Genomic DNA, 24,201 nt, shown 5'->3' on the forward strand with positions numbered 1-24,201 from the left:
CCAGGCGCCGGGACGCTTGCCTTTGCGGCAGGCCGCCGGTTAGGCTGCGCCCGGGAGCCAGACAAAATCTGCAAGAGGGGATCTCCGGGCATAGCGCTTGATGGAGGATGCCATGCAGAGTTTCGTTCTGGGCCTCGCGGCCGCCTGTGCAGTTCCGGTTTGCAGCCAGCCCGCAATTTCCGCGGAAGAGACGCTGAGATTCCGGCTCGTCGTCCACCATATCGAGACCGACACGATGCGGAACCCGGCGGAGACCGGGCCCGAGCTTTCGGCCTCGCATTCGGTCGGGGTCGCGGTGATGGAGGACGGCCGCCTCGCCTGGAAGGAATTCGTCTGGATCGGCTTCGGCGGCGATGGGGCCGTGCCGTCGCAGGGCTTCTCCTCCTATGTCTTCGAGAATGGCGATGGGCTGGACGTGCGCTTCTCTTCCGGTCCCGGAGAGGGCGGCTATTTCGTCGATTACGAAGTGCTGTCCGGCAGCGGCGGCTATGCGGGCGCAACCGGCACCGGGCAGCTGAAGCTGGTGCCCACCGACTGGGACCACGCCACGCTGTTCGAGGGCTCGATCGACGTCACCACGCCCTGAATTGCGCTGGCGCGGCCCGCCGGGGCCGCGCCGCAGGGGTCAGTTGCTCAGTTCGGCGTCGATCGACGACACATCGGATGCGAGCCGCGCATAGGTGTCCTCCAGCGACAGCTCGCCGACGATCAGCTGCGACATGCGCTGCACGATGGCCGACTGCACCGCCTGGATGCCGGGGAAGGCCGACCAGTCGCGGATTTCGTCGGTGACGTTCGGCGCATTGCGGGCGAAGACCTTCATCGCCGCCGCCGCGCTGGGATCGTCGATCTGGTAGTCGAGATCCGCGATATTGGCGCCCGGAATGATCACGAAGCGTTCGGCGAGCTCGCGCACCACCTCTTCGGAGCCGAGGAATTCCACCAGCTTGGCGACCGCCTCCGGGTGGTCGGTGGTGTTGAAGGCCGCCAGGAACGTGCCGCCCGGCATCGGGATGCAGCCGCCCTCGCCGCAGGGTGCGTCGAGCACGGTCCATTCGAAATCCTGGCCGATCTTGGCCATGAACGGGTTCACCATCCAGTTTCCTGCAAAATAGGTGGCGACATTGGCATCGACGAATTCGTCGCCCATGTTCTTGTAGCGCGACCCGCCCGCGGCGCCCCACATCTCCTTCGGGAAGGCGCCTTCCCGGGTCCAGCGGTACATGTCGGCGATATAGGCCTTGGCCGCGTCGTCGGGGAAGGTCAGCGTGCCGTCGACCGCGTAATGCGCGCCGTAGGAAAAGGCCGGGCCGGTGAAGCGGTGGCCGGAGCGGTCCATGGTGAAGGGAATGTCGATGCCGGTGGCGTCGGCGACGCGCTGCGAGGCCCGGACGATCTCGTCCAGCGTTGCGCCTGCCTCGGGCAGCGGTTCGCCCGCCTGCTCCCAGAGCGTCTTGTTGACGAAAGGCAGGTTGAGCGTCTGCGACAGCTGGAAGCCGCCGATCTTCTCCGCAGGGGCGCCGGGGCTCTTCAGCAGGTTGAGCGAGCTGCCGTGCAGCGCCGCGAAGCCGTCGGGATCGGCCATGTAGGGGCGCAGGTCCAGCGTGTAGCGCATCAGCCCGTGATCGGCGATCTTGGCCAGATCCGGGCCTTCGCCGACCGCGAGCTGCAGCGGCAGCTGTTCGACGATCTGCGAATAGCCCGCGGTGATGAACTCCACCTCGATATCGGGATTGGCGGCTTCGAATTCCTCCAGAAGCGCGCCCATCCGCTCGATATAGGCCGGGTCGTCATCGGTGAAGGCGAAGCTGATCGTGTCCTTGGCCTGGGCCGCCCCGGCGATCAGCGCCAGGGTGCTCGCGGCCATCGCAAGCTTGAGCATTGTGTTCCTCCCTAGTGTGCAAAAAGTTTCGCAACACATCTGGACAATTGTGCAAAGCTGTGGCTGTGTCAACGCCAATAAGGCGCATGATTGGTGGAAATGTCCCGATGTCGAGCGCTGGGAGGAGGAAAATCTTGCAAAGTGCAGAGCAAAAAGTTGCGCAAACATTGCCCGAGCCGGTCTGGTGGGAGCTGGATGAAGGGGCGTCGCTGAATCGCTGGCTGGTCACCCCGGCCGACTCGCGGGTCTTCCCCGGCGAGGCGCGGCCGCATCCCGACCAGGTGGATTACCGCTTCGTCAACGGCTGGGTGGCGACTGGCGACCTGCCCTGCCGCGAGGCCTACCGGAAGATCCTCCCCGGCCTCGATCCTCGGATCCCCGCGGCCGATGCCTTCTCCGAGGTCTATCTCGGCGGCGAGAACCCGCGGGTCGACTTCACCACCTTCTGTTTCCAGCCGACCCGCATCGCGCGCTTCGCCCGCGCTCTGCTGCGCTCGGACGCACCGCAGAGCGCCGCCTTCGAGATCGAGACCTGCGGCGTCGTCCATCTGTGGCTCGACGGCCGCCCGGTGGCGGTGCATGCGCCGCTCGACCGCAACATCCCGCACAAGGCACGGGTCTCGGTCGCGCTGCCCGCGGGCGTCTCCGAGCTGACCGTGCGGCTCGAGGATCTGCACGAGCGCGACACCAGCTGCTTCTTCCGGCTGGGCCTGGCGGCCGGGCAGGGGATCGAGGCGGGGCTGCGCGCCGATGTCGATCCCGCCCGTCTGAAGGATGTCGAGAAGACGCTGGCCGCGCTGCGCACGACGCGGCTGTTCCATGAGGGCGGCAAGCTGGCGGTGGTCTGTGATCACAGCCCCGCGGAGCCGGTCGAGGTGGTGCTGCATGACGGGCAATCCGCCGACGGCAGCGCGACGATGAACGTGCTGGCCGACCGGCTGCCGCTCGCCGAACCGCTGCGCTTCACCGTCACGCGGGCGGGCGAGGTGCACGAGCTCTTCGATGTCGCGGGCATCTCGCCGGGCTGCTACGCGCTGGTCTTCTCGGTCGGGGCGGGGGCAGTGCGGCTCGACGCGTCGCTCGGCACGACGATCATGGGCGCGGTCGGTTGGCCCCGATATAGCGCCGCCAGGCCTCGGCAGTGGTGGCGAAGCCCGGCGGCACGCGGATGCCCTGCGCGCCCAGCTTGGCCACCATCTCGCCAAGCGAAGCGTTCTTGCCGCCCACCTCGGGGACGGCCTCCTTCGACAGATCCTCGAACCAGATCAGGCTCTGCGTCCGCTCCCCGGCTTGCTTGTCCATGTCGGCCTCCTCTCCCTTTGGTTGCAAGGCTAGGCCGCGGGCGGGTGCGGCGCCTTGATTGCGGTCAAACCCGCAGCGGCCCCGAGTCGCCGTCACTCCCCCGGTATTACGTGGCGGAACCTATGCGCCCGCAAATCAGGCAAGCCGCCCTCGCAACCGGCAAGCAGCGGCACATCCGGCCGTTAAGCAGGAGGAAATCCGGTATTTTCGGGACTTTTTGTCGTGATTTCGAGATTTTCGATCCTGTCAACTGCTACTTTTGGCGAATACCCGGAGGACTTTCGCATGGAGCTTTTGATCGACGCGCTCTTGGAATGGATTTCGGCCGAGACTGGCCGCACGGTCGCCGGCGTCCCGCCACCACAGGTTGTGGCGATGACCCCGCAGGAGCTGACGCAGGAATACTATGCCGACCATCCCTACCTGATCCCCGAGGACGGCAAGGACGAGCGCATCCAGGCGCTCTATGCCGCCAGCGACGGGCCGGACGGCACGATCTACATCCTTGCCGCCGAGGCCTTCGCCGACGCTCCGGAATTCGAAAACCCGCAGGACAACCCGGTCTGGCGCGAGGTGCTGCTGCACGAACTGGTCCACCACCTGCAATGGCAGAACGGCGAGCCGGACACCTGGCAGTGCCGCGGCCATGGCGAGCGCGAGGCCTATCTTCTGGGCGGGCGCTATCTCAGGCGGACCCGCACCGCCGATCCGATGCCGAACCGCAATTTCTGGGCGCATGCCTATTCGCGCTGCTGAGGGAGGCCGCCATGATCGAACTTGTCTTCATTGCCTGTTTCGCCGCCGGCGACGGCCAGTGCGAGAACCGCAGCCTGCTCTATCAGGATATCGGCATGATGGCCTGCCTGCTGCACGGCCAGACCCAGCTGGCGGCCTGGGCAGACAGCCATCCGGGCTGGCAGATCGACAGCTGGAAATGCCGGGTCCTGGACCGGAGCATGGCAGAGCTCTGATCCCGGACCCGGCAAGGGTCAGGCAGTGCGGGCCCGGCCTGCGCCCGCAGCTGCCCGGCAAAGCCCGCCGACAGCGCCAGCATCGCCGCGGCGGTGCCGAGGACCAGCGGCAGCCCCCCCGCCTGGTAGGTCAGCCCCGACAGCAGCGTCCCGAGCAGCCGCCCGCCGGCATTGGCCATGTAGTAGAACCCCACATCCATCGTCACCCGCTCGGATTTCGAGAAGGCGTGACCGCGAAGACCGCGCCGAAGGCCAGGAGCCCCGCCACCAGCAGGGCGGTCAGCCAGGCGGCCGGAGCGGGCGAGACGAGCACCGCCAGCGCCAGCGCGGCAGGCACCAGCGCTGAGATGGCCACGCCGGAATTGCACAGAACCAGCATCATGTCGGCAGCCGCCGCGCTGGCCACGGAGCGACGCATGCACCCCGGGACCCCCTGCAGCGAGCCGACGATCCAGGGACGGAAAGCGACCTGACCTGCTGAAATCCCGCTCCGGCGGACCTGGCCGCTTGGCCGAAAACGCTTGACGAAGACGGCCCCGACACCGAAGTCAGATCCGGAGCAGATTGACCGACAGCCCGCGAATTCGAAGATCGCCCATGACAGCGGCATGCCGCGCAGGCATCGACGGCACGGCACGGCACGGAACTGTGGCACATCCACGGGCGGCAACGATCCGATATGCTCCGCAGGCGATGGCTGCGACGCCGGGTTCGGCAACCCAGGCTGTCGCCACCTCGGATTCGCCTGAATTCCGCTGACGGGATGTCATCGGTACAAACCTCCGTGCAAACACCGACCCTTGGGCGGAACTTGATCCCGATGCCTCCCTCGCCCCCCGTCAGCACCAATCGGTTCAGCCGTTGCCCGGAAACCAAAACGGCATGAACATATCGACATCGGCATGGCGAAAGCACAGCACTGGCCCGTCGAAGAAAACCGGTCGCAACAGGCGCGCCGTCAGACGAATTCGGACGTTCAGCGCCAGGCGCAGCTGGACCGCATGCGACGGGCCTGCAGTCCCCGAACTGCGGACGGATCGCCCTCCTTCGGCAAAACCTCTAGGTGGCCACCTTCCCACGGCCCTGCCCGGCACGCGATTTCAGGATCGCGCAAATTCGCAGGCAATCCCCGGCATTTCACGGCGCGCGCGCAGCTGGACCGCGGACCGTGCCGCGGAGACCGGCAGGCCGCGGCATCCTGCGCCGGCACCCCTGTCCGTGGCAAAGCTGCGCCGCCTGCAGCGCACGATGGCTTTCGCAACGATTAAGCCTCTCTCACCAGAATGCCCCCGTGCCGCTGCCTGCATGACCAGCCCGGGGCCCGGCACACCCACCCCAATGCCTCCCGCCCTCGCTGAGCGCGGGTCCGCCGCAAGGAGCACATGATGTCCGACAAATTCGACAAGCATTCCCCCAGCCTGACCTCTCCCGCCACCTCGGGCCAGAGCGTGACGCCGAACGACAGTACGGACCTGCAGACGCATTCGCGCGCGCTGTTCATCGGTTCCGGCGGCAGCCTCGCCGTCGACTTGGTGGACAGCGCCGAGGGCGACACGCTGATCCTCCAGAATGTCCAGGCCGGCATGATCTATCCGCTGCGCGCCCGAAGGGTCCGGTCAAGCGGCACGACCGCGAGCGGCATCATCAATCTCTGGTAACGGGACGGGCGCCCCGGACAGGACGGCACCCCAGGCACCGATTGTGCAGCGGCCCCCCGCGATCTGCGGCGGGGCCGCTTTGCTTTGCGCCGCCCGTGTCATCCGCGGCGCTCAGTGCATGCGGTTGGCGAACTGGGCCTGCACCGTCCGGGTCAGGTCATTGAGCGAAAACGGCTTCGGCAGGAAGACCGAATTCGGAATGCGGCTCTTGTGGTCGGCAAGCGCGTCTTCCGCATAGCCGGAAACGAAGACCACCCGCGTTCCCGGCCGCTCCTTCAGCGCCTGCGTCACCCAGCTCGGCCCGTCCATGCCCGGCATGACCACATCCGTCACGAAGACATCGACCTCGAGCTCCCGGTCGGAGAGCGTCTCCAGCGCTTCTTCGGCGCTTTCGGCCTCGAGCACGGTGTAGCCGCGCAGGCGCAGCGCGCGGGAGGCAAAGGCCCGGACCGGCGCCTCGTCCTCGACCAGGAGGACCACCCCCTCGGCCTGGATGCCCCGCTCCTGCTCTTCCGGCTTGGCCGGTTCCGGCAGCGGCTGTTCCTTGAGGCGGTGGGACGGGAAATAGAGGATGAAGGTCGTCCCGATGCCGATCTCGCTTTCGACGAATATGAAGCCGCCGGTCTGCTTGACGATGCCATAGGCCGTGGAGAGGCCGAGCCCGGTGCCCTCGCCGGTGCGCTTGGTGGTGTAGAAGGGCTCGAAGACCTTGGTCACCTTGTCGGACGGAATGCCGATGCCGTGGTCGATCACCTTCACCACGGAATAGTCGCCGGCCGGAATCGCCGCCCGGTTGCGCTTGATCTCGCGGTCGAGCGTCTGGGCCTCGGTTTCTATGGTGATCTCGCCGCCCTCCGGCATCGCGTCGCGCGAATTCACCACGAGATTCATGATGACCTGTTCCAGCTGCCGCTTGTCCGCGCGGATCGGCGCCAGCGCCGGATCATGGCGCAGCTTCAGCGTGATCTTCTCGCCCACCAGCCGGTTCAGCAGATGGGTCAGTTCGGACAGCGTGTCGCGCAGGTCGACCATCTCGGGCTGCAGCGTCTGCTTGCGCGAGAAGGCCAGAAGCTGGCCGACCAGCGAGGCGGCGCGGTTGGTGTTCTGGTGGATCTGGACAAGGTCGCCATATTCCGGATCGCCCTGGTCATGGCGCAGCAGCAGCAGGTCGCAATGGCCGGAAATGGCCGTCAGCAGGTTGTTGAAATCATGGGCCACCCCGCCCGCCAGCTGGCCGATCGCCTGCATCTTCTGGCTCTGGACGAATTGCGCCTCGAGCGTCTTCAGCTCGGTCGCGTCGTTGAGCACCGCGACCAGATCGGCCTCCTCGTGATCCGGCAGCGGCTTCAGCGTCACCTGCACGAAGACATCCTTGGCCTGCTTGGTCACCTGCAGGAATTCCGAGCGGTTCAGCCCGCGCCCTTCGGTGGCGTCCTGCAGCCACTCGGTGACCGAGCGGCCCAGCCCCGAGACCAGTTCCGACAGGCGGCGGCCGGGCGGAATGTCGTCCTCGAGCAATTCGCGGGCGCCGCGGTTCGCGAGCACGATCTCGCCGAGGCTGTTGAGCTTCAGCAGCGGCACCGGCAGGGTCTCGAACAGCCTTGCATCATCCGAAACGGCGGTTGCGACGGCGGGCACGAGATAGACATCCTTGCCGATCTTGGTCTCGTTGAAGAACACCTGCATCGGCAGCGGCCCGTCGGCAGTGCGCACCATGTGGACCGAACCGGAGACCAGCGGCAGGTCTCCCATGATCTGGTCGAGCCGCGACACCTGGCGGTCAAGCAGCGCCTGCATGGCGCGGTTCGCCGAGACCACGAGCCCCGAGCCGGAAAGCCGCATCACCGGAATGTCGAGCGTGTCGAGCCCGGCCTCCTCCTGGGTGCAGGCCTCCTCGACCCGCCACAGGAAGCTGCCGTCGCCGCCGCGCAGGACCGAGACATGGACGATGCGCCCCAGCGCGGCCCGGGTCTCGCGCGCATGGCCGTGCATCGCGGCCCGCGCCTGCAGGTCGGAGACGAATTTCGCATGGTCGGCCACGATTTCGCGCAGCAGCGGCGACAGCCTGCCGCTGTCCTCGGAGGGATAGACCAGCATGGCCTCTTCGTTGCGCCACAGGATGCGCCCCGCCGCGTCGGTGGTGAAGGCGGGCACCGGGTCCCAGGACAGCATCCGCCGCACGGTTTCGAAGACCTGGCCGCAGATCCTGGCCTGCTGCGCCGCCCGCAGGATCACCGCCAGGGCCAGCACGCACAGCGTCGCCGCCGCCGTTCCGGCGAGTATCCAAAGCGGACCCGGATGGAGCCAGGCCGCGAGCGCGAGGAGGGCAAGCCCGCACAGAAGCAGCGGCAAGGCGCCGCCCCGGACCCGGCTGCAGGCTTGCCGGAGCGGCCCCGGCAATTCGAGTGACGTGGCGCTCACCGCCCCCTCCGTTTCCGATTCCTTCACCCCACTAAGGCGGGTGAATGGTTAATGGCACCTTACAGGCGGCCCCGGCCGGAAAGGTTAACGGAAGCTATATGGCGCAGATTTATTTGGCTTTCGCGAAAACAGCCGCGAAATAGCCGTCCGAGCCCTCATCCGGCAGCAGCGCGGCGCGGCTGACCGCCGAGAACTCGGGATGGCGGGCCAGGAAGGCATCGGCCTGGGCCCCGTTTTCCTCGTCGAAGATCGAACAGGTCGCATGCACGAGATGCCCGCCGGGCCGCACCAGCGCCGCCGCCGCGTCGAGGATCTCGGCCTGCAGCGCGGCGATCTCGCCGAGATCGGCGAGAGAGAACCGCCATTTCGCGTCGGGCGCGCGCCGCCAGGTGCCGGACCCGGAACAGGGCACGTCGGCCAGAACCGTGTCGCAGGCCGGCAGCGCGGAGCCGTGCTGCGCGGCTAGCATAATGGATTCACGAGATGACTCCCCCTGATTTGCGCAACAGCGCCCATCGACTACTCTGCCTCCCATGCGGGCGTGACCTTCACGCTGAAAGACAGCGCCGTTGCCGGCTCCGGCGGCCAGGCCGAGGGAGACACGTTCCGCGACATCGAGGATGCCGTCGGATCGGCCTTCGCGGATGGCATCACCGGCAGCGGCGGTGTGAACGTGATACTCGCAGGCGATGGCGACGACACCATCGATGGCCAAGGCGGCAACGACGCGCTATCCGGCGGCGACGGCGCCGATGTCATAATCGGCGGCGACGGACTGGACCGGCTCCGACACCTTCGTCTTCGGCGGCGGCGGCGATGACGTGGTGACCGACATGGAGGGCACCGACCGCATCGACCTGTCGTCCTACGGTGACCTGGACAGCTTCGGCGACCTCGGGATCGCCTATCTCGATGGCGGGTCCGCCGTGATCGATCTGGGCAACGGCTCCATCATTCTGCAGGACCTCGATTTCGAGCTCGAGGCGGTGCATTTCGTCTTCGGCTGATGCCCATCGCCGAATACAGGCTCAACGGGAGCTGGCCGTTGTCCGGCCAGCTCCCGTTCTTGTCCGGTCCGGCGCCGCAGCTGCAGTTTGCCTTGATCCTCTCCTCCTGCATCACCCGCCAGCAGCCGGAGACTGCCGCGCGAAGGGTGAGCGGCTGCTCCGGGAGACGCCGCAATGCTCAAGCGCCCAAATTCGGACTGCTGGACTGGAAGCGACAGTGCGAGCCTCGACCTGCCGGCCGCTGACTGCCGCCGGCCGGCAGCCGCGCTCTTGATCAGTCCAGCCGAAGACGATGAGCGGCCGGACTTGAGTACATCCCCCCGACCAGCTCCGGCGAAGCGCTGACCGGCACGACCGGCCGCCATCGCCGGATCGCCGACTGGGCTCCGCGATTCCGCTTGTCGTGGCCGTCGTCAGCGGGACCCCTGACCACGACGCTACCAAAACTGGCCGGTAAGGGCTGAACTACGCCTTGGCGGCGCAGCGCGATCGACACCACGTTCCGCCTTGCGTCACGCATGCATTTTGAGATGCTGCGCGATGGTCAATGTCCCTTTTCGCTGACGTGTCGGCAGCACACGGAATGCGACTTCGATCCAGCAATAGATGCCGAACGCGAGCATGCCGAACGCCACGAAGCCCAGCAGATAGAGACCATAGGCCTGGCTGCGCAACAGATCAAAGGCTTGGGACAGGCCACCCGCCTGATCCGGATCCGACTGGACTGCGGCGAAAATGAAGAAACCCCCGATTATCGCGACGACCATGCCGCGCGCCATCAGCCCGAGACGGATCGGAAGCGAGAGTTTTTCGAGGATCGGCGACCAGCGCAGGTTCTCGCGGTATTTCTCGGACCACCCCTTGTGGAGATAGGCCAAGCCTGCACCGATCACGGTCAGACCCACAGCGCCCACGATGATCTGCCCGAAGGGCATTGCCAGGAGTTTCGAGGTCAGCGCCTCCTTGCCGTCTCCACCGCTGCCATTCCCGAGGGCCAGCCGCGCAATCGAGAAGGAGAGGCCCAGATTCGCCAGTCCGCTGACACCCTGGCCGACCCGCGCGACCAGACCTTTGGTTTCGCTGCCCTCGTCTTCCAGATCCATGTAGCCGCAGATCAGGCGCCAGATGCCGTAGCAAAAGAGCCCGGCAGCAATCGCGAGAATGATGACCTCGCCAAAGGGTTGGCCGAACAGCGAACTCAGAGCCCCCTTCTTGTCTTCGCCCGACCCGCCATGCCAGGCCGATAGCAGCGCCAGACCACCGGTCAAAAGATAAACCACGCCGCGTGCAGCATATCCTGCCCGCATCACGTACTCGACCCAGGCCGGTGCCCGCTCTGCCATTGGAAGATCCTCTTTGCCGATGGAGACCCAAGAGAAAATCACGGCAATTTGTTCCCGCCAACCTTGGCGAGATGGAGAGGCTTCCGCACGCACCGGGCGGCATGGCAACGCGCCGGCATGATGTTTTCAGGCTCAGGTCTCCTCAAGACGATGCCCGCTACCCGCGCATTGCGCCAGTAGGGTCAGTCACGATGAGCGGCCGGACTTGGTCGGCGCGTCTAGCTTGGTGCCGTTCGCACGAAGAACACGGCGAGCGGCCGCTTCCGCCTGATCGCCGACTGGTCTCCGCAGCGCCGCCGCAAGTCCGCTTCCCCTAGCCGACCACAGCCGGTCTCTCGTGCCCGACGCCGTCGCGAGCGGCCGAAAAGGGCCGACCTTACCAGTTGGCCGCGAGCTGGCGAGCGTCCGTTCTGTGCGCTTCTCCGTCAGCCAGCAGGCGGAGAATGCTGCGGCTACGGCTGAACGGCTGCTTCAGGGAAAGTCGCAGCGCAGCCGTGCCGCCGGGCGAAAGTCCCGACGGCGGGCGCCATGCGCCAGGGATCATGGACCATCAGCTCGCTGCCCGCGCCGGGAGCTGCTGCCAGCCCGCCATCGCCGATCCTCGTGGCGGCGCGGCCCGATCCGCACAGATAGGCCGGGGCGACGGCGGCCGGGATGGCGGCATGGCTGCGCCAGGTCTTCTGTCCGAGATCGAAAAGCTGCACCCGGTCGGCAGTGCCGAGCGTGCCCTTGCCCTTCAGCACGGCATCGAGGAAGGCGATCTGCGCGCGGTCGGTATCGGCGGCGGCTTCGGGGCCGAAATCAAGCCCGAGCGCCCGGCGCTCCCAGGGGAAATGCACCCAGGGGCCGACCATCAGCCGCATCGCCGGGTCGTCTTCCCGGTCGAGATCGGCAAAGGCCTGCAGCGTCGAATGCAGGTGGCCGTCGAACCAGCCGCCGATGAACAGCATCGGCAGCTTGCGCGCCCGCAGCCGCTCCAGCGAGGCGGCGGGGGAAATCCGCTGCCATTCGGCATCGTCCGCGCCGCGCGCGACCCAGTCCGGGTAATGGCCGATATCGCCCGAGCCCATCAGCCCGTCGGGATGGCCGGGGACCTCGCCCGAAAACAGGCTGCCCGCCGCGGCCTTCAGCCCGGCATAGGCGGCGGCATCGCCGGCGCGGCGCGCGCCTTCGACGGTGATCTGCGTGCCCCAGCCGGCCATCTGGCCGAGCTTGAAGGCGCCGCCCTCGTAGATCCAGGTCTTCGCCGGATCCCAGGGCCCCATGGCGGGGATCAGCGCGGCCAGCGACGGGCTGTCGCCGGTCGCGGCGAGGAGCTGGTCATAGGCCTGGTAGGAAAAACCGTACATCGCGACGCGTCCGTCGGAGCCGGGCAGCCGGGCAGCCCATTCAACCGCCTCGGCGCCGTCCGCCGCCTCGTGGCGGCCCGGCCAGAAGCGGCCCTCGGAGGTGCCGCGCCCGCGCACGTCCTGGACCACGACCATGTAGCCCTGTGCTGCGTACCAGGCGGGATGGGCATAGCAGATCGTGCAGCCGATCCGGCGGCCATAGGCCTGGCGCTGCAGGAGCACCGGCCAGGGACCGTCGCCCTCGGGGCGCCAGATATCCGCGTCGAGCCGCGTGCCGTCGGCGGTGGTCATCGCCGCCGTCTCGACCGGCTGCACCCCCGCGACGGGGGGCAGTTCGACGGTCGGGGCGTGCGGGTCGAAGGCAGGGGTCAGGTCAAGGGTCATCCGAGCCTCCGGTCCCATTTGTCGGTCGGCAGCTCGACGGCGGAGACGGCGGCGTCATCGGCCTCGTCCACCTCGAAGCGGCCCGGGTTCAGCAGCCCATGCGGGTCGACCATGCGCTTGAAGGCGATGTCGGCATCGGTGATTTCCTTCTTGCCGACCGCGCGCACGTTCGAGGTATGCGAGTTCGACACAACCGCGCCGGCCTCCTGCATGTCGCGCACCATCTGCGCCATCTGCTCGGGGCTCTCGTAGACGAAATAGGGCGAGCCCGAACCGACGATCTGCCCGCCGATGCGCAGAAGCTCCATGCGCAGCGGCCCGTAATGCTTCACCTTGTCATGCACCCGGTCGATCAGGCCGACGAGGTCGTCGGCGCGGAAGAAGCCCTCGATCACCGAGCGCTCGGGATGCGATTTCTGGATCTGGAACAGCATGTGGCCGAAGATGAATTCCCAGAGCGGCTGGCCGTAGGGGCCCTCGCCCTCGCGGGATTGCGTCACGATGGTGCCGCCGGCGCGCTCGGCCATCTGGGCGAAGCTTTCCCAGCTCTGGTCGGCGATCATCGTCATCAGGATCGACTTGCCCTCGGGCAAGATGTCCCGGAACGGCTTGACGAAGGAGGGCGTCGGCCATTCATGGACCGAGACGAATTTCCGCGTGATCCCGGCGGCATCGGCAAGCGTCACGCCGAAGCGCACCGCGTCCATGTAGTCGTCGAAGGTGACGATGCATTCGTTCCAGGCCCAGGCGGGCGCGAGCGGCAGCTCCATTTCGGTAATGACGCCGGTGGCGCCGTAGGTGTGGTGGGCGAATTGCGCGTCGAGGCCGCGCAGCTCCAGGAGCCGAGGCTCCTCCTCCATGGTCATGACGGTGCAGGAAATGACGTTGCCCGGATCGCGCCAGGTGCCGTAGACGGTCGAGCCCGGCCCGCCCTGTCCGCCGGCGAAATGCCCCGCGACTGTGGCGATCCGCGCGGTGGTCGGCGGGAAGCGCAGCTCCTTGCCGTGCTGCCTCAGCTCCTTCTCCAGCTCGGCGACGATGGTGCCGCCGCGGACCCGCACCCGGTCTTCGGAGATCGAGACGATCCCCTTCATTCCGAGGCAGTCGAGCACGATCCCGCCCTTCAGCGGCACCGACTGGCCGTAATTCGCGGAGCCGGCCGCGCGCACCGTCACCGGGATGCGGTGGCGCACGGCTGCGGCCAGAACGGTGCGCAGCTCGTCATCGGATCTCGGCGAGACGACGATATCGGCGGTCTTGCCGGCCAGCGCTTCCTTCAGGATCGGGCTGACGGCATAGCGGTCGCGGCTTTTGACGCGGATGCGCTTCGGGTCGACGGTGTGCTCGATGCCGCCGATCTCGGCCGAATAGGCGCCGAGCGGATAGGCGGGGCGGGTCATGTCGTTCATCGGGTCTGCCTCACGCGTAGGAGGGCGATTTTTCCAGTTCGCCGAGATCGAAGGCCGAGATTTCGCCGATGAGCTTGATCAGCCCGTCGACGGCGCGCTCGAACACGATCCCGCCGCGTTCGGCATCTGCCGAGGCCGCGTCGCCGGCCGCGCCCGAGGGATGCAGGTCCTGCGCCTGCCAGCCGAAGCCGACCGCGCCTTCGGGGGTCAGCATGCCGCCCTTCTGCTCGAGCGCGATCGAGAGCGGTTCGAAATTGCGGGCGTGCTGCATGTCGATCAGGTCGGGGAAGAGATGCAGCATGACGCTGGTTTCCACCTCGCCGGCATGGATGCCGTGGCGGCGCTCGAAGTCCGAGAACTGGTCGGACATGTCGGTGAAGCGCGACCACATCGAGGAGACGGCGAACATGCCGAGCTCGATGCGCAGGCGGCGGCAGACCATCTCCATCACCTGCGGCTGGCCGCCATGGGCGTTGAGGAACAGGATGCGGCGGCAGCCGGCGCGGTGCACGGATTTGGCGATCTCGAACCAGTACTCGGCCAGCAGCGGGCCGGGAATGGTCAGCGTGCCGGGATAGGCGAGATGCTCGTCGGACTTGCCCACGGCGCTGACCGGCAGGACGAGGGCCGGGAAATCCGGGTCCATCTTGGCGACGGCGCTTTCGCAGACCGCCTGGGCGATGGAATAGTCGACCTTCACCGGCAGGTGCGGGCCGTGCTGCTCGGTCGCGCCGACCGGGAAGACGGCGACCATGTCCGACATGTCGAGGGTCTTGAAGTCGAGCGCGGTGAGATCGGTCCACCAGTGAGATTTCAGCGTCATGGGAGGTCTTTCTGTATCAAGGGGCTGCCGGGACGGAAGGGGCGCCGCCCCGGCAGCAAGGACTGTCCGCGGAAGAGAGGGGACGCGGTCAGTCCAGGAACTCGAGCGTGTAGGCGGAGGCGTAGTCGAACTCCGCCGGGAAGAGGCCGTATTCGACCAGCGCGTCGAAATGGGCCTTCCAGCGCGCATCGGTCATCGCGCCGATGCCATGGGCGGCGGTGTCCTCGTTCTCGACCAGGCCCAGATCCTTCATCACGCCGTAGGAATAGGCCATCAGCTCGTCGGAGTTCTCCGGGTTCTCGGCCTGCACCGCGGCGAAGCCCGCCTCGGGATCGGCCATGAACTCGGTCCAGCCCTTGACCGAGGCGGAGACTAGGCACTGCACCTGCTCGGGATGGCCGTCGATCAGCGCCTGCGGCACGACGACGACCGAGGTGTAGGGATCATAGCCGTGATCGGCGAGCAGGAAGAAGGACGGGTCGAAGCCGGCCTGCTCCTTGATGCGGAAGGGTTCGTTGGTGACGATGCCCTGCTGGATCGAGTCCTTGTTCTGCATCCAGACCGCGATCTGGCCGTTATAGCTGCGCAGCTGGTCGTCGGTCAGGCCCCACTGGTCCTTCATGAACGGCCAGAAGGTCTGGCGGTTGCCCTGGCTCAGCATGATCGGCTTGCCGGCCATGTCGGCGGGTTCGGAGATCCCGGCTTCCTCGTGATAGAGCAGGATGGTCGGCAGCTTCTGGAAGCCGGCCATGACGGCCTTGGACGCGAAGCCCGCCTGGTTCATCCGCATCGCGCCGTCATTCTGGCTGACGAGGATCGCCTCGACCGCGCCGGTGACCAGAAGCTGCGTGGTGTCGATGCCCGGCCCGCCCGAGCGGACGGTGACGTCGAGGCCGCACTCCTCGTAATAGCCCTCGGCGGCGGCCAGCCAGTAGCCGCCCTGTTCGGCCTGCGCCTTCCAGCTCATCTGGAAGGTCATCGGCACCAGGTCCTGGGCCATTGCGGTGCTGCCGGCCAGAGCGGCAAGCAGCGCGGCGGAAACGGTCTTCATCATGAATGTCTCTCCTGTCGGTCGTTTGTCGCCCTTTGCGGGCCGTGTTGTTCAGCCGGGCTGGCGGTCGAGCCAGCCGTCTGTGTCGAGATGGCGGTCGATCACGGTGTCGGCGGAGCCCTCGGCCTCGAACCGGCCCGGGTTCAGCAGGCCCTTGGGATCGACCTCACGCTTGAAGGCGATCTCGGCCGGGCCGATGGTCTTCTTGCCGACGCCGCGCACGTTCGAGGCATGCGGGTTGGCGACCTTCAGCCCCATGGCGCGCATCGCGGTGACGACCGCGTTCACTGCCGTCTCGTCGGTGAAGGTGACGAAGGTCGAACCCGAGCCGACCAGCTCGCCGCCCCAGCGGCGGATCTCGATCCGCATCGGGCCCGAGGCCTTGATCGCGCCATGCACGTCGAGGATGCGGGCGGCGAGGTCGGGCGCCGAGAAGAAGCCCTCGATCTCGGTGATGTCGGGGCGGGTCTTCTGCGCCTGGAGCGTGGTGTGGCCGAAGGCGAATTCCCAGATCGGGCGTCCGTAGGGCGCCTGCCCCTCGGGCCCGCCCGCGACGATGGCGCCGCCTGCCTCCGCCACCATCTCGCGGAAGAGCGGCATCGAGGCGGCCTCGATCATCGCGATGACGATGGACTGGCCTTCCGGCACGAAGGGCGCGAAGGGCTTCAGCCACTCGCCGACCGGCCATTCATAGGCCGAGGCCAGCTTCTTCTCCAGCCCCGGCTCCTTGCCGATGGCGACGGCGAGGCGCACGGCTGACGGATAGTCGGGCAGGGCGACCAGGCATTCCTCCCAGTCGCGCAGCGGCGCCAGCGGCATCTCCACTTCGGTGACGATGCCGAGCGTGCCGTAGCTGTGCTGGACGATCCGGGTTTCCATGCCGGAAAGCTCGATCTCGCGCGGGGTTTCCTCGACCGTGACGACGCGGGCGGAACGGACATTGCCGTGATCGCGCAGCACGCCGTAATTGATCGACCCGACGCCGCCGGTCCCGCCGGTGACGAATCCGCCGATGGTGGCCTGCTTCTTCGTCGTCGGGAAAAAGCGCAGCTCCTGCCCGCTGGCGGCGGCGGCGGCCTCCAGATCGGCGATGCGGGTGCCGGCATAGGCGCGGATGAAGCCGCTGCCGACTTCGATCACGCCCGAGAGCTTCGACAGGTCGAGCATCGCCCCGCCATGCAGCGGCACCGACTGGCCGTAATTCGCCGTGCCGGTGCCGCGCGGCGTCAGCGCGACGTCATGGGCATAGGCGGCGGCCGCGACGGCGCGGACCTCTTCGGCGGTTTTCGGCGTAACGACGGCCTCGGCGACGAGCCCGTCCAGCGTCTTGGTCAGCAGCGGCGAGATGAAGTGCCAGTCGCGGCTTTTCGCCTTGACCAGCTTCGGTTCGGTGGTGGCCTCGACCGGCCCCAGCGCGGCAAGGAAGGCGTCGAGGGCCATCAGTGGGTCTCCGCCATCAGCGAGACATGCGCGGCGACGACCTTCCAGCCCCCGGGCGTCTTCAGCCAGGTCTGGCTCTGCCGCCCGGTCTTCGTGCCGCCGACGCGGCGGAACTCCAGGTTGCAGGTGCCCATCGCCTCGCCATAGGTGACGATCTCGCGGCGGATCACCTCGCGCTGCGGGCTGCCGCCGGGCCGCGCCTTGCGGAAGTCGCGGATCTCGTCGATGCCGTAGAGATTCTCGCCCACGCCGTAGCGCAGCGTCAGCGGGCTTTCCCAGAAAAGCGCATCCATCGCCTCGAGATCGTTCGACATCAGCGCCGCCTCGTAGGCGTCGCAGGCCGCGGTCAGTTCGGCCAGCGGGCCCGGCAGGTTCAGCGCGGGGATCATGCCTCGGCCTCCAGTTCCGCCTTCAGCCCGGCGCCGTCGCAGACGAAGCCGTAGCATTGGCGCACGTTGTAGAGCGTCGCCTCCATGCAGAACTCCGGCGAGGAGGTCGCCGAGCAGTCCTCCAGCAGCACCGCGTCGAAGCCCTTGGCGACCGCGTCGGTCAGGGTGTTGAGCACGCATTGGTCCGCGTTCACGCCGGCGAAGAGCACGGTGGTGACGTCGAGATTGCGCAGGATCGTTTCCAGTTCGGTGTCCTGGAAGCCGGTCATGCGGTATTTCGAGACCGAGATGTCGCCCGGCTCGGGCGCCAGCTCGTCGACCACCGCGGCGGCCCAGCTGCCTTCCTCGAGCACATGCGCGCCATTGCCGGGAAGCGGCTTGCCGATGCCGGTCGAGCGCCCGTCCGGATCGTAGACATGCAGCACCGAGGGCGGCAGGTTGGCGCGGTCGGGACGGTTGCCCCAGTTCAGCCAGATCACCGGCAGGTCATGGGCGCGCAGGGTCGGCAGCAGCGCCCGCAGCGGCGCGATCGGCGCGCGGCAGGGGGTGACGTCGACGCCGATCGAGGCCAGCCAGCCGTCGGGGTGGCAGAAGTCGTTCTGCATGTCGACGACGATGATCGCGGTGCGGCGCGCGTCGATCACGACCTTGCGGCCGCGGTCCGACAGGGTCACCGGACGGGCGCGGTCGCGGGCCCGCACGAGGCTGACCTCGGCGGCGCTGACCGACCAGGCATTGCGCGGATAGGCGCCGAGCGGGAGCAGGTCGCGGTCCGTCATGCCGTCCATCACGCGGCCTGCCCGGCCAGGATGGCGAGGTCCTCCTCGTCGAGCGCGACCCGCTCGCCCGAGCGGATCAGCTGCGAGAAGTCCTGGTTCGGCACCATCACCGTCAGGGTGTAGAGCTTGGTCTTGCCGGTGTTCTTCACGACATGGACGGAGCCCGGCTCGAGGAGCAGCGCGTCGCCCTTCGAGATCGGCAGCTCGTCGCCATCCGAGGAGGCAATGCCCTCGCCATGCAGCACATAGAAGAATTCATGCGCGTCGGAATGGCTGTTCGGCGGGGTGGCGCCGTCGACATTGAAGATCTCGATCACGAAGATGGCGTCGGTCGCGGAATTCGCCGGGTCGAAGAGGATCGCGAAATAATTGGTGTCCGTCGGAGCGATCCGGAACACCTCGGCCTTTCGAAGTTGCTCATAGGTAAAGGATTTCTGCATCCGTTCTGCTCCGTTGGTCGTCTGCTGCGCGGTCGGCCGCGCTTCTTGTTTTCCAAGGAAGACGATTGACGGGTGAGTTAAAAGCATCAATTTTGCATTGGAACGTTCCAATTACGGCAATACCCTCCCATGCATGCACGCATCCTGCGTTATCTCGACGAGGTGGTCCGCTCGGGCTCGATCCGGGCCGCCTCGGAAAAGCTCCACGTCGCGCCCTCGGCCATCAGCCGCCAGATCAAGACCCTCGAGGAACAGGTCGGCGCACCGATTTTCCATAGGGGTGCCAGGGACATGACCCTCACGGCGGCGGGCGAGCTGCTGATGGTGCATGTCCGCGAAACCCTGCGCGAAGAGAGCCGCACCCTGGCCCAGATCGAGGACCTGAAGGGGCTGCGCCGGGGCGAGGTGTCGCTGGCGATCATGAGCGGCCTGGCCGGAAACGTGATCCCGCGCAGCCTTGCCGCGTTCCGGAAGGCGAATCCGCGGGTCTCGATGAAGGTTCAGCTTCTGCCTACCGGAGAGGCGATCATGGAGGCCGTTGCCTCAGGAGACGCCGATTTCGGAATTGGCTTCGATTTTCCAGAACGCTTCGGGCTGAGAATCCATGTCACCTCGCTGGCGCAGCTCGGCGCGGTGATGGCGGCGGGCCACCCGCTGGCGGCGCGTTCCAGCCTGCGCCTGAGCGACTGCATCGCGTATCCGCTGATCCTTGCCGACGCGTCGATGGTGATCCGCCCCTATCTCGACCGGGCGCTGGCGCCGCTGCGCGGCAGCCCGGAAATCCTGGCGGAAACCAATTCGATAGAGGTGATGCGGGTGATGGCGGCGGGCAGCGACGGGATCAGCTTTCTGACCCGGTTCGACATCGAGCGCGAGGCGGCGGCGGGCACGCTGGTGCTGGTGCCGATCCAGGAATTCGCCGACCGCACCCAGAAGCTGATGGTCGTCGGCTCCGAGCGCTATGCCAATGCGATGGCCAATGTCTATCTCGAGACCCTGAAGCCGATGCTGGCGGGGAAGTAGCCGGATCGCATTTGGCAGTGTACATGTGATGGCGACATGTATACATATTGCGCGGCAAACGGGAGCGCCGCCATGTCCGAAGGGTCCGCCGCAAAGATCCATGCCGCGCTGATCGCGCGGATCGCCGGGGGCGCCCTGCCGCCCGGCACGCCTCTGGCCGAGACCGCGCTGGCGGAGGAATTCGGCGTGTCGCGCACGCCGGTGCGCGAGGCGCTGCAGCACCGGCTTCAACGGCATGCCGCGGCTGACCGTGCCGATGGTGGCGCGCGTCCAGGGCTTCCCCGACGACTGGACCTTCGTCGGCCGCAAGACCCCCGCCTACCGCCAGGTCGGCAATGCCTTTCCGCCGCCGGTCTCGGCCGCGGTGGGCCGCCGCATCGCCGAGGCGCTGATCCGCACCAGCATCCTGATCGCCTGACATGGCCGTCCTGGCCCAGGCGCGCACCGCGTTCCACGCGGCGCTTCTTGCCGGTCCGCTGACCGTGTCGGAGCGCGGCATTCCCTCGAATGCCGACAGCTCCTCGGCGCCGAGCAAGCGGATCGCCCAGGGCATCCTGGAGCGGCTGGGCCCGTCGCGCACCGCGGTGAAGCTGCCCGGCCAGACCGCGGGGGCGAATTTCGAGACGCTCTGCGCCGCCTTCCTCGACGACATCCTGCCGCGCCTCTCGCATCTGCGCCCCGGCCGCTTCGAGATCGCCAAGGGCGGCGCCATCGCGCGCTTCGAGCAATACGCCCATCTCGACGAACTGGAGGCGATCGCCCGCTCGAACCGCGACATCGCCACGGCGCTCGGCTCGGACTACCTGATCAAGCCCGACATCGTCATCGCCCGGCGTCCAGAATCCGACCGGGTGATCAATGCCGAAGAGGAGCTGGTCGACCAGAGCGTCGCCCGCTACGCCTCGATCCGGGCCTGGGCACAGCCTTTGGACCTGCTCCATGCCTCGATCAGCTGCAAATGGACGCTGCGCTCGGACCGGGCGCAGAACGCGCGCTCCGAGGGACTGAACCTGGTGAGGAACCGCAAGGGCCGCCTGCCGCATATCGCGGTCGTCACCGGAGAGCCGCTGCCCTCGCGCATCGCGTCGCTGGCGCTCGGCACAGGCGATATCGACTGCGTCTACCATTTCGCCCTGCCGGAGCTGCGCGCCACGCTCGAGGACACCCATGACGAGGGCTATCTCGACACGCTCGACATGATGGTCGAGGGCAAGCGTCTGAAGGACATCTCCGACCTGCCGCTCGATCTGGTGGCCTGAGCCGCTCAGGCGGTCTCCAGCCGGAACTTCAGGAAGCGCGCGCCGCCATTCTCCGCCTCGCCGAGCGGCCGGGCACCGAGCCTGCGCAGCGCACCCAGGTGCCGGCGCGAGGGCGGCAGAAGGAAGGTGACGAAGGGAATGCGCGGATCGGCGGCGGCGAAGGCCAGCGCCCTGCGCGTGATCGGCAGGCCGAGCCCGAATTGCGCGGGACGCAGCACCAGGCCGAAATCCCACTCGCTGCCCTCCTTCTGGAAGCCGCCCCAGCCGGCATAGCGGCCATCGGCGACGAAGGCCCAGTGCCCCAGTCCGTCGCGCTGCCAGCACGCCTCCTTGGCGGCGACGAAGCGCATCGCCGCCGCCGCGTCCCAGGCCCCGGTCCCGGCCAGCAGCGGCATGTGCTCGGCCAGCCGCGGATCGGACATATGGGCGGCGATCTCGGCAGGCGCGATCTCGGGCAATCTGGCAAAGGCGATTTCGGGCATGCGGAGAACCTCCCGTTCCGGCAGCCCGCCCCGGATGCCGCCGCAAGGCGCGCCTGACCAGCCGGAACGCGCCGTGCGACGTCAATCTCACCGCGACGTGATCCGCCCGGAGCCGGACGGGCCGATTGTGTCAGACCGCAGCCGACGCCGCATCCCGCGCGGCGAAGACCTCCCGGCGGCGAAGCGCCCGTTCAACGCTGCCGGAAACCCGGCATGGACCGCCATCTGCATCGGGATCCCGGTAATCTCCCCGGGGGTCAGCCCGCCATTCAGCCCGGCCTCGACATGCACCTTCCACTGCGGCTGCGCCGTCCCCATCGCGGCCAGCGCGGCAATGGGGGTGATCTCCCGGCGGCGCAGCGGCCGGCCCGGGCGGGACTGGATGTCGCCGAAGGGAAACTCGAAGAGAGAGAGCCGGCGAAATCCGGCGCGATACCCTCGAGTGCCGCGATCACCTTCTCCCCGGCTGCGCCGTTGATCGCGTCAGGCGCGCGGCCGCCGCGCTCCAGCCGGGTTTCCGTTTGCATGGCCATGGTTCTGCGTCCCTTGCTCCGTTGCGGCATAGCTGCCGATCTTGGCGTCGAGGACGACAAGGCTGGCCCGAGGATCGGCCAGATGCGCACGCCCCCTGCCGCAGTACCGCTCCGGGAGCGCGCGCTGCTCGGTACCGGCATGGTCCCCCTCGGCGCGGAGCCGCGCATGGCGCAGCATTTCGCGGATCGGCATGCCGGTGATCTTCAGCCGGTCGAGGCAGGCGATCCAGACGAGGATCGTCTCATCGCAGTCGCGCCAGCTGCCCGCATCGCGATCCGCTCGCAATGGCGGATGGCATGGGCCGACAGGCCGGTGCGCTCCGCACGCTCGCCGATCTTCATCTTGCCCTGCTTGCCATCGAGACGCCGCCGGCCCTGGGGAGGCGAGCGCGCTCCAAATCAAGGGCCGCCGACGGGACGCGGACATGAAAAAGGCCCCCGAGGGGGCCTTTGACGCGCGGTGCCGTGCGGGATCACTCCTGCGGCACGACCCGGATGTTCAGCTCGCGCAGCTGCTCGTTGGTGGGCTCGTTCGGGGCGCCCATCATCACGTCCTCGGCGCGCTGGTTCATCGGGAACAGCATCACCTCGCGGATGTTCTGCTCGTCGGCCAGCAGCATGACGATCCGGTCGATCCCCGCCGCGCAGCCGCCGTGGGGCGGGGCGCCGAAGCGGAAGGCGTTGACCATGCCGCCGAAGCGCTTGCGGACTTCATCCTCGCCGTAGCCGGCGATTTCGAAGGCCTTGAACATGATCTCCGGCTTGTGGTTCCGGATCGCGCCCGAGACCAGCTCGTAGCCGTTGCACGCGAGGTCGTACTGGTAGCCGAGCACGTCGAGCGGATTGCCCTCCAGCGCCTCCATCCCGCCCTGCGGCATCGAGAAGGGGTTGTGCTCGAAGTCGATCTTGCCGGTTTCCTCGTCCTTCTCGTAGACCGGAAAGTCGACGATCCAGGCAAAGGCAAAGCGCTCCATGTCGGTCAGGCCAAGCTCCTCGCCGATCACGGTGCGGGCCTTGCCCGCGACCTTGACGAAGCTCTCCGGCTTGCCGCCGAGGAAGAAGGCCGCGTCGCCGATGCCCAGGTCCAGCTGCTGGCGGATCGCCTCGGTGCGCTCGGGACCGATGTTCTTGGCAAGCGGGCCCGCGGCCTCCATCGCGCCATTCGCTTCGCGCCAGAAGATGTAGCCCATGCCCGGCAGGCCTTCCTTCTGGGCAAAGGCGTTCATCCGGTCGCAGAACTTGCGGCTGCCGCCCTTCGGCGCCGGGATCGCGCGGATCTCGGTGCCGTCCTGCTCCAGCAGCTTGGCGAAGATCGCGAAGCCCGAGCCGCGGAAATGCTCGGAGACGTCCTGCATCTTGATCGGGCAGCGCAGGTCCGGCTTGTCGGTGCCGTACCATTTCATCGCGTCGCGGTAGCCGATCTGCGGCCACTCGCTGTCGACCGCGCGGCCGCCGCCGAATTCCTCGAAAACGCCCTGGATCACCGGCTGGATCGTGTCGAACACGTCCTGCTGCTCGACGAAGGACATCTCCATGTCGAGCTGGTAGAAATCGGTGGGCGAGCGGTCGGCGCGCGGGTCCTCGTCGCGGAAGCAGGGCGCGATCTGGAAGTACTTGTCGAAGCCCGAAACCATCAGCAGCTGCTTGAACTGCTGCGGCGCCTGCGGCAGCGCGTAGAACTTGCCCGGATGCAGGCGCGACGGCACCAGGAAGTCGCGCGCGCCTTCCGGCGACGACGCGGTGATGATCGGCGTCTGGTGCTCGCGGAAGCCCTTGTCCCACATGCGGCGGCGCATCGAGGCGACAACGTCGGAGCGCAGCTTCATGTTGTCCTGCATCTTCTCGCGGCGCAGGTCGAGATAGCGGTATTTCAGCCGGGTCTCTTCGGGGTACTCCTGCTCGCCGAAGACCATCAGCGGCAGTTCCTCGGCGGCGCCGAGCACCTCGAGATCACGGACGAAGACCTCGATCTCGCCGGTCGGGATCTTCGGGTTGACCAGCTCGGGATCGCGCGCCTTCACGGTGCCGTCGATGCGGATGCACCATTCCGAGCGGACTTTCTCGACATCCTTGAACGCGGGGCTGTCCGGGTCGGCAAGGACCTGGGTCATGCCGTAATGGTCGCGCAGGTCGATGAAGAGGATGCCGCCATGGTCGCGCACCCGGTGCACCCACCCGGCAAGACGAACGGTCTGACCGACCTCGGCAGAGGTCAGGGCGGCACAGGTATGGCTGCGAAAGGCGTGCATGTGATCC

At 67.4% G+C, this 24,201-nt stretch carries 28 protein-coding genes and 2 pseudogenes; 10 read left to right on the top strand and 20 right to left on the bottom strand.

The genetic code is table 11. From position 1 onward, the window contains the following. Nucleotides 1-112 precede the first annotated feature (112 nt). On the top strand, nt 113-586 hold the full coding sequence (locus tag C7T91_RS01465) for a hypothetical protein (protein WP_145962739.1): 474 nt from the start codon (nt 113-115) through the stop codon (nt 584-586). Between the two features lie 39 nt (nt 587-625). On the opposite strand, the gene C7T91_RS01470 is transcribed toward C7T91_RS01465, so the two are convergent. The 4 genes from C7T91_RS01470 to C7T91_RS01480 form a co-directional block, all read right to left on the bottom strand. Then, complete coding sequence (locus C7T91_RS01470) at nt 626-1,882, bottom strand: ABC transporter substrate-binding protein (RefSeq protein ID WP_108257707.1); 1,257 nt, start codon at nt 1,880-1,882, stop codon at nt 626-628. Nucleotides 1,883-1,950: 68 nt separating this feature from the next. Continuing rightward, entirely contained in the window at nt 1,951-2,769 is an 819-nt protein-coding gene (locus tag C7T91_RS01475) for a hypothetical protein (protein ID WP_108257708.1), read from the bottom strand. Then, nucleotides 2,733-2,897 (bottom strand): hypothetical protein, encoded by a 165-nt coding sequence (locus tag C7T91_RS34465; protein ID WP_236637910.1) that lies wholly within the window; start codon nt 2,895-2,897, stop codon nt 2,733-2,735. The genes C7T91_RS01475 and C7T91_RS34465 overlap by 37 nt, the downstream gene beginning before the upstream one ends. Before the next feature lie 77 nt (nt 2,898-2,974). Beyond that, complete coding sequence (locus C7T91_RS01480; protein WP_108257709.1) at nt 2,975-3,184, bottom strand: PEP/pyruvate-binding domain-containing protein; 210 nt, start codon at nt 3,182-3,184, stop codon at nt 2,975-2,977. Nucleotides 3,185-3,469: 285 nt separating this feature from the next. On the opposite strand from C7T91_RS01480, the gene C7T91_RS01485 reads away from it, so the two are divergent. Then, on the top strand, nt 3,470-3,940 hold the full coding sequence (locus tag C7T91_RS01485) for a hypothetical protein (protein ID WP_108257710.1): 471 nt from the start codon (nt 3,470-3,472) through the stop codon (nt 3,938-3,940). A gap of 11 nt (nt 3,941-3,951) precedes the next feature. Then, entirely contained in the window at nt 3,952-4,155 is a 204-nt protein-coding gene (locus tag C7T91_RS01490; protein ID WP_108257711.1) for a hypothetical protein, read from the top strand. A 38-nt stretch (nt 4,156-4,193) separates the two neighbouring features. Here the strand turns inward: C7T91_RS01490 and C7T91_RS01495 are convergent. Beyond that, a pseudogene (locus C7T91_RS01495) lies at nt 4,194-4,609 on the bottom strand (organoarsenical effux MFS transporter ArsJ); the annotation flags it as partial. Between the two features lie 931 nt (nt 4,610-5,540). On the opposite strand from C7T91_RS01495, the gene C7T91_RS01500 reads away from it, so the two are divergent. Next, nucleotides 5,541-5,813, top strand: coding sequence for a spike base protein, RCAP_Rcc01079 family (locus C7T91_RS01500; RefSeq protein ID WP_108258444.1), 273 nt, complete (start codon nt 5,541-5,543; stop codon nt 5,811-5,813). A 111-nt stretch (nt 5,814-5,924) separates the two neighbouring features. Here the strand turns inward: C7T91_RS01500 and C7T91_RS01505 are convergent, their stop codons facing one another. Further along, entirely contained in the window at nt 5,925-8,165 is a 2,241-nt protein-coding gene (locus C7T91_RS01505; RefSeq protein ID WP_236637911.1) for an ATP-binding protein, read from the bottom strand. Nucleotides 8,166-8,343: 178 nt separating this feature from the next. Continuing rightward, the gene (locus C7T91_RS01510; protein ID WP_236637912.1) at nt 8,344-8,703 is read right to left on the bottom strand and encodes an RsmB/NOP family class I SAM-dependent RNA methyltransferase; all 360 of its coding nucleotides are present in this window, start codon (nt 8,701-8,703) and stop codon (nt 8,344-8,346) included. Between the two features lie 72 nt (nt 8,704-8,775). Here C7T91_RS01510 and C7T91_RS32080 point away from each other — a divergent pair, with 72 nt between their 5' ends. After that, nucleotides 8,776-9,054 (top strand): calcium-binding protein, encoded by a 279-nt coding sequence (locus tag C7T91_RS32080; RefSeq protein WP_108257714.1) that lies wholly within the window; start codon nt 8,776-8,778, stop codon nt 9,052-9,054. 4 nt (nt 9,055-9,058) lie between these two features. After that, on the top strand, nt 9,059-9,241 hold the full coding sequence (locus tag C7T91_RS01520; protein ID WP_145962741.1) for a hypothetical protein: 183 nt from the start codon (nt 9,059-9,061) through the stop codon (nt 9,239-9,241). A gap of 512 nt (nt 9,242-9,753) precedes the next feature. On the opposite strand, the gene C7T91_RS01525 is transcribed toward C7T91_RS01520, so the two are convergent. The 9 genes from C7T91_RS01525 to C7T91_RS01565 all read right to left on the bottom strand — a co-directional run bounded on the left by C7T91_RS01525 (nt 9,754) and on the right by C7T91_RS01565 (nt 18,648). Then, complete coding sequence (locus C7T91_RS01525) at nt 9,754-10,584, bottom strand: DUF1206 domain-containing protein (RefSeq protein WP_108257716.1); 831 nt, start codon at nt 10,582-10,584, stop codon at nt 9,754-9,756. Nucleotides 10,585-11,036: 452 nt separating this feature from the next. Continuing rightward, entirely contained in the window at nt 11,037-12,317 is a 1,281-nt protein-coding gene (locus C7T91_RS01530) for a CocE/NonD family hydrolase (protein WP_161555682.1), read from the bottom strand. Continuing rightward, the gene (locus C7T91_RS01535) at nt 12,314-13,726 is read right to left on the bottom strand and encodes an FAD-binding oxidoreductase (RefSeq protein ID WP_108257718.1); all 1,413 of its coding nucleotides are present in this window, start codon (nt 13,724-13,726) and stop codon (nt 12,314-12,316) included. Before C7T91_RS01535 ends, C7T91_RS01530 begins: the two co-directional genes overlap by 4 nt. Nucleotides 13,727-13,736: 10 nt before the next feature. Continuing rightward, nucleotides 13,737-14,549 (bottom strand): creatininase family protein, encoded by an 813-nt coding sequence (locus C7T91_RS01540; protein WP_108257719.1) that lies wholly within the window; start codon nt 14,547-14,549, stop codon nt 13,737-13,739. Nucleotides 14,550-14,637: 88 nt separating this feature from the next. Further along, nucleotides 14,638-15,603: an ABC transporter substrate-binding protein gene (locus C7T91_RS01545; protein WP_108257720.1), complete on the bottom strand. Its 966-nt coding sequence runs from the start codon at nt 15,601-15,603 to the stop codon at nt 14,638-14,640. Nucleotides 15,604-15,651: 48 nt separating this feature from the next. After that, on the bottom strand, nt 15,652-17,040 hold the full coding sequence (locus C7T91_RS01550) for an FAD-binding oxidoreductase (protein WP_108257721.1): 1,389 nt from the start codon (nt 17,038-17,040) through the stop codon (nt 15,652-15,654). Then, nucleotides 17,040-17,429 (bottom strand): oxalurate catabolism protein HpxZ, encoded by a 390-nt coding sequence (gene hpxZ, locus C7T91_RS01555; RefSeq protein ID WP_108257722.1) that lies wholly within the window; start codon nt 17,427-17,429, stop codon nt 17,040-17,042. The genes C7T91_RS01550 and hpxZ overlap by 1 nt, the downstream gene beginning before the upstream one ends. Then, nucleotides 17,426-18,217: a cysteine hydrolase family protein gene (locus C7T91_RS01560; protein WP_201741934.1), complete on the bottom strand. Its 792-nt coding sequence runs from the start codon at nt 18,215-18,217 to the stop codon at nt 17,426-17,428. The genes hpxZ and C7T91_RS01560 overlap by 4 nt, the downstream gene beginning before the upstream one ends. Then, nucleotides 18,217-18,648 carry a cupin domain-containing protein gene (locus tag C7T91_RS01565; protein WP_108257723.1) on the bottom strand — a complete coding sequence of 144 codons (432 nt, stop codon included), beginning with the start codon at nt 18,646-18,648 and terminating at the stop codon, nt 18,217-18,219. Before C7T91_RS01565 ends, C7T91_RS01560 begins: the two co-directional genes overlap by 1 nt. A gap of 129 nt (nt 18,649-18,777) precedes the next feature. Here C7T91_RS01565 and C7T91_RS01570 point away from each other — a divergent pair, with 129 nt between their 5' ends. The 4 genes and pseudogenes from C7T91_RS01570 (at nt 18,778) to C7T91_RS01585 (ending at nt 20,930) form a co-directional block, all read left to right on the top strand. Continuing rightward, nucleotides 18,778-19,671, top strand: a complete 894-nt coding sequence (locus C7T91_RS01570; RefSeq protein ID WP_108257724.1) for a LysR family transcriptional regulator — start codon at nt 18,778-18,780, stop codon at nt 19,669-19,671. 72 nt (nt 19,672-19,743) lie between these two features. Then, nucleotides 19,744-19,872, top strand: a pseudogene (locus C7T91_RS01575) (GntR family transcriptional regulator); the annotation flags it as partial. A gap of 34 nt (nt 19,873-19,906) precedes the next feature. Then, nucleotides 19,907-20,089, top strand: coding sequence for a DNA cytosine methyltransferase (locus C7T91_RS01580; protein WP_236637913.1), 183 nt, complete (start codon nt 19,907-19,909; stop codon nt 20,087-20,089). A 1-nt stretch (nt 20,090) separates the two neighbouring features. Beyond that, nucleotides 20,091-20,930 carry an NgoMIV family type II restriction endonuclease gene (locus tag C7T91_RS01585; RefSeq protein ID WP_108257725.1) on the top strand — a complete coding sequence of 280 codons (840 nt, stop codon included), beginning with the start codon at nt 20,091-20,093 and terminating at the stop codon, nt 20,928-20,930. 5 nt (nt 20,931-20,935) lie between these two features. On the opposite strand, the gene C7T91_RS01590 is transcribed toward C7T91_RS01585, so the two are convergent. From C7T91_RS01590 to aspS, 4 genes are all read right to left on the bottom strand, one after another. Continuing rightward, a complete protein-coding gene (locus C7T91_RS01590) occupies nt 20,936-21,412 on the bottom strand; it encodes a GNAT family N-acetyltransferase (RefSeq protein WP_108257726.1) in 477 nt (158 codons plus the stop codon). Between the two features lie 87 nt (nt 21,413-21,499). After that, the gene (locus tag C7T91_RS34470) at nt 21,500-21,796 is read right to left on the bottom strand and encodes a carboxymuconolactone decarboxylase family protein (RefSeq protein ID WP_330848815.1); all 297 of its coding nucleotides are present in this window, start codon (nt 21,794-21,796) and stop codon (nt 21,500-21,502) included. 99 nt (nt 21,797-21,895) lie between these two features. Continuing rightward, nucleotides 21,896-22,231, bottom strand: a complete 336-nt coding sequence (locus C7T91_RS01600; RefSeq protein WP_201741935.1) for a MerR family transcriptional regulator — start codon at nt 22,229-22,231, stop codon at nt 21,896-21,898. A gap of 187 nt (nt 22,232-22,418) precedes the next feature. Continuing rightward, nucleotides 22,419-24,194 (bottom strand): aspartate--tRNA ligase, encoded by a 1,776-nt coding sequence (aspS, locus tag C7T91_RS01605; protein WP_108257727.1) that lies wholly within the window; start codon nt 24,192-24,194, stop codon nt 22,419-22,421. Nucleotides 24,195-24,201 lie beyond the last annotated feature (7 nt).

Source organism: Mangrovicoccus ximenensis, assembly GCF_003056725.1.
Taxonomy (GTDB): Bacteria; Pseudomonadota; Alphaproteobacteria; order Rhodobacterales; family Rhodobacteraceae; genus Mangrovicoccus; species Mangrovicoccus ximenensis.

Excerpts from the sequence above, each read along its gene's own strand:
- C7T91_RS01465 (WP_145962739.1), top strand. The coding sequence starts at position 113 with ATGCAGAGTTTCGTTCTGGGCCTCGCGGCCGCCTGTGCAGTTCCGGTT.
- C7T91_RS01470 (WP_108257707.1), bottom strand. The coding sequence starts at position 1,882 with ATGCTCAAGCTTGCGATGGCCGCGAGCACCCTGGCGCTGATCGCCGGG.
- C7T91_RS01475 (WP_108257708.1), bottom strand. The coding sequence starts at position 2,769 with ATGCAGCACCACCTCGACCGGCTCCGCGGGGCTGTGATCACAGACCAC.
- C7T91_RS34465 (WP_236637910.1), bottom strand. The coding sequence starts at position 2,897 with ATGCCCGCGACATCGAAGAGCTCGTGCACCTCGCCCGCCCGCGTGACG.
- C7T91_RS01480 (WP_108257709.1), bottom strand. The coding sequence starts at position 3,184 with ATGGACAAGCAAGCCGGGGAGCGGACGCAGAGCCTGATCTGGTTCGAG.
- C7T91_RS01485 (WP_108257710.1), top strand. The coding sequence starts at position 3,470 with ATGGAGCTTTTGATCGACGCGCTCTTGGAATGGATTTCGGCCGAGACT.
- C7T91_RS01490 (WP_108257711.1), top strand. The coding sequence starts at position 3,952 with ATGATCGAACTTGTCTTCATTGCCTGTTTCGCCGCCGGCGACGGCCAG.
- C7T91_RS01500 (WP_108258444.1), top strand. The coding sequence starts at position 5,541 with ATGTCCGACAAATTCGACAAGCATTCCCCCAGCCTGACCTCTCCCGCC.
- C7T91_RS01510 (WP_236637912.1), bottom strand. The coding sequence starts at position 8,703 with ATGCTAGCCGCGCAGCACGGCTCCGCGCTGCCGGCCTGCGACACGGTT.
- C7T91_RS01525 (WP_108257716.1), bottom strand. The coding sequence starts at position 10,584 with ATGGCAGAGCGGGCACCGGCCTGGGTCGAGTACGTGATGCGGGCAGGA.
- C7T91_RS01530 (WP_161555682.1), bottom strand. The coding sequence starts at position 12,317 with ATGACCCTTGACCTGACCCCTGCCTTCGACCCGCACGCCCCGACCGTC.
- C7T91_RS01535 (WP_108257718.1), bottom strand. The coding sequence starts at position 13,726 with ATGAACGACATGACCCGCCCCGCCTATCCGCTCGGCGCCTATTCGGCC.
- C7T91_RS01540 (WP_108257719.1), bottom strand. The coding sequence starts at position 14,549 with ATGACGCTGAAATCTCACTGGTGGACCGATCTCACCGCGCTCGACTTC.
- C7T91_RS01545 (WP_108257720.1), bottom strand. The coding sequence starts at position 15,603 with ATGATGAAGACCGTTTCCGCCGCGCTGCTTGCCGCTCTGGCCGGCAGC.
- C7T91_RS01550 (WP_108257721.1), bottom strand. The coding sequence starts at position 17,040 with ATGGCCCTCGACGCCTTCCTTGCCGCGCTGGGGCCGGTCGAGGCCACC.
- hpxZ (WP_108257722.1), bottom strand. The coding sequence starts at position 17,429 with ATGATCCCCGCGCTGAACCTGCCGGGCCCGCTGGCCGAACTGACCGCG.
- C7T91_RS01560 (WP_201741934.1), bottom strand. The coding sequence starts at position 18,217 with ATGGACGGCATGACGGACCGCGACCTGCTCCCGCTCGGCGCCTATCCG.
- C7T91_RS01565 (WP_108257723.1), bottom strand. The coding sequence starts at position 18,648 with ATGCAGAAATCCTTTACCTATGAGCAACTTCGAAAGGCCGAGGTGTTC.
- C7T91_RS01570 (WP_108257724.1), top strand. The coding sequence starts at position 18,778 with ATGCATGCACGCATCCTGCGTTATCTCGACGAGGTGGTCCGCTCGGGC.
- C7T91_RS01580 (WP_236637913.1), top strand. The coding sequence starts at position 19,907 with ATGCCGCGGCTGACCGTGCCGATGGTGGCGCGCGTCCAGGGCTTCCCC.
- C7T91_RS01585 (WP_108257725.1), top strand. The coding sequence starts at position 20,091 with ATGGCCGTCCTGGCCCAGGCGCGCACCGCGTTCCACGCGGCGCTTCTT.
- C7T91_RS01590 (WP_108257726.1), bottom strand. The coding sequence starts at position 21,412 with ATGCCCGAAATCGCCTTTGCCAGATTGCCCGAGATCGCGCCTGCCGAG.
- aspS (WP_108257727.1), bottom strand. The coding sequence starts at position 24,194 with ATGCACGCCTTTCGCAGCCATACCTGTGCCGCCCTGACCTCTGCCGAG.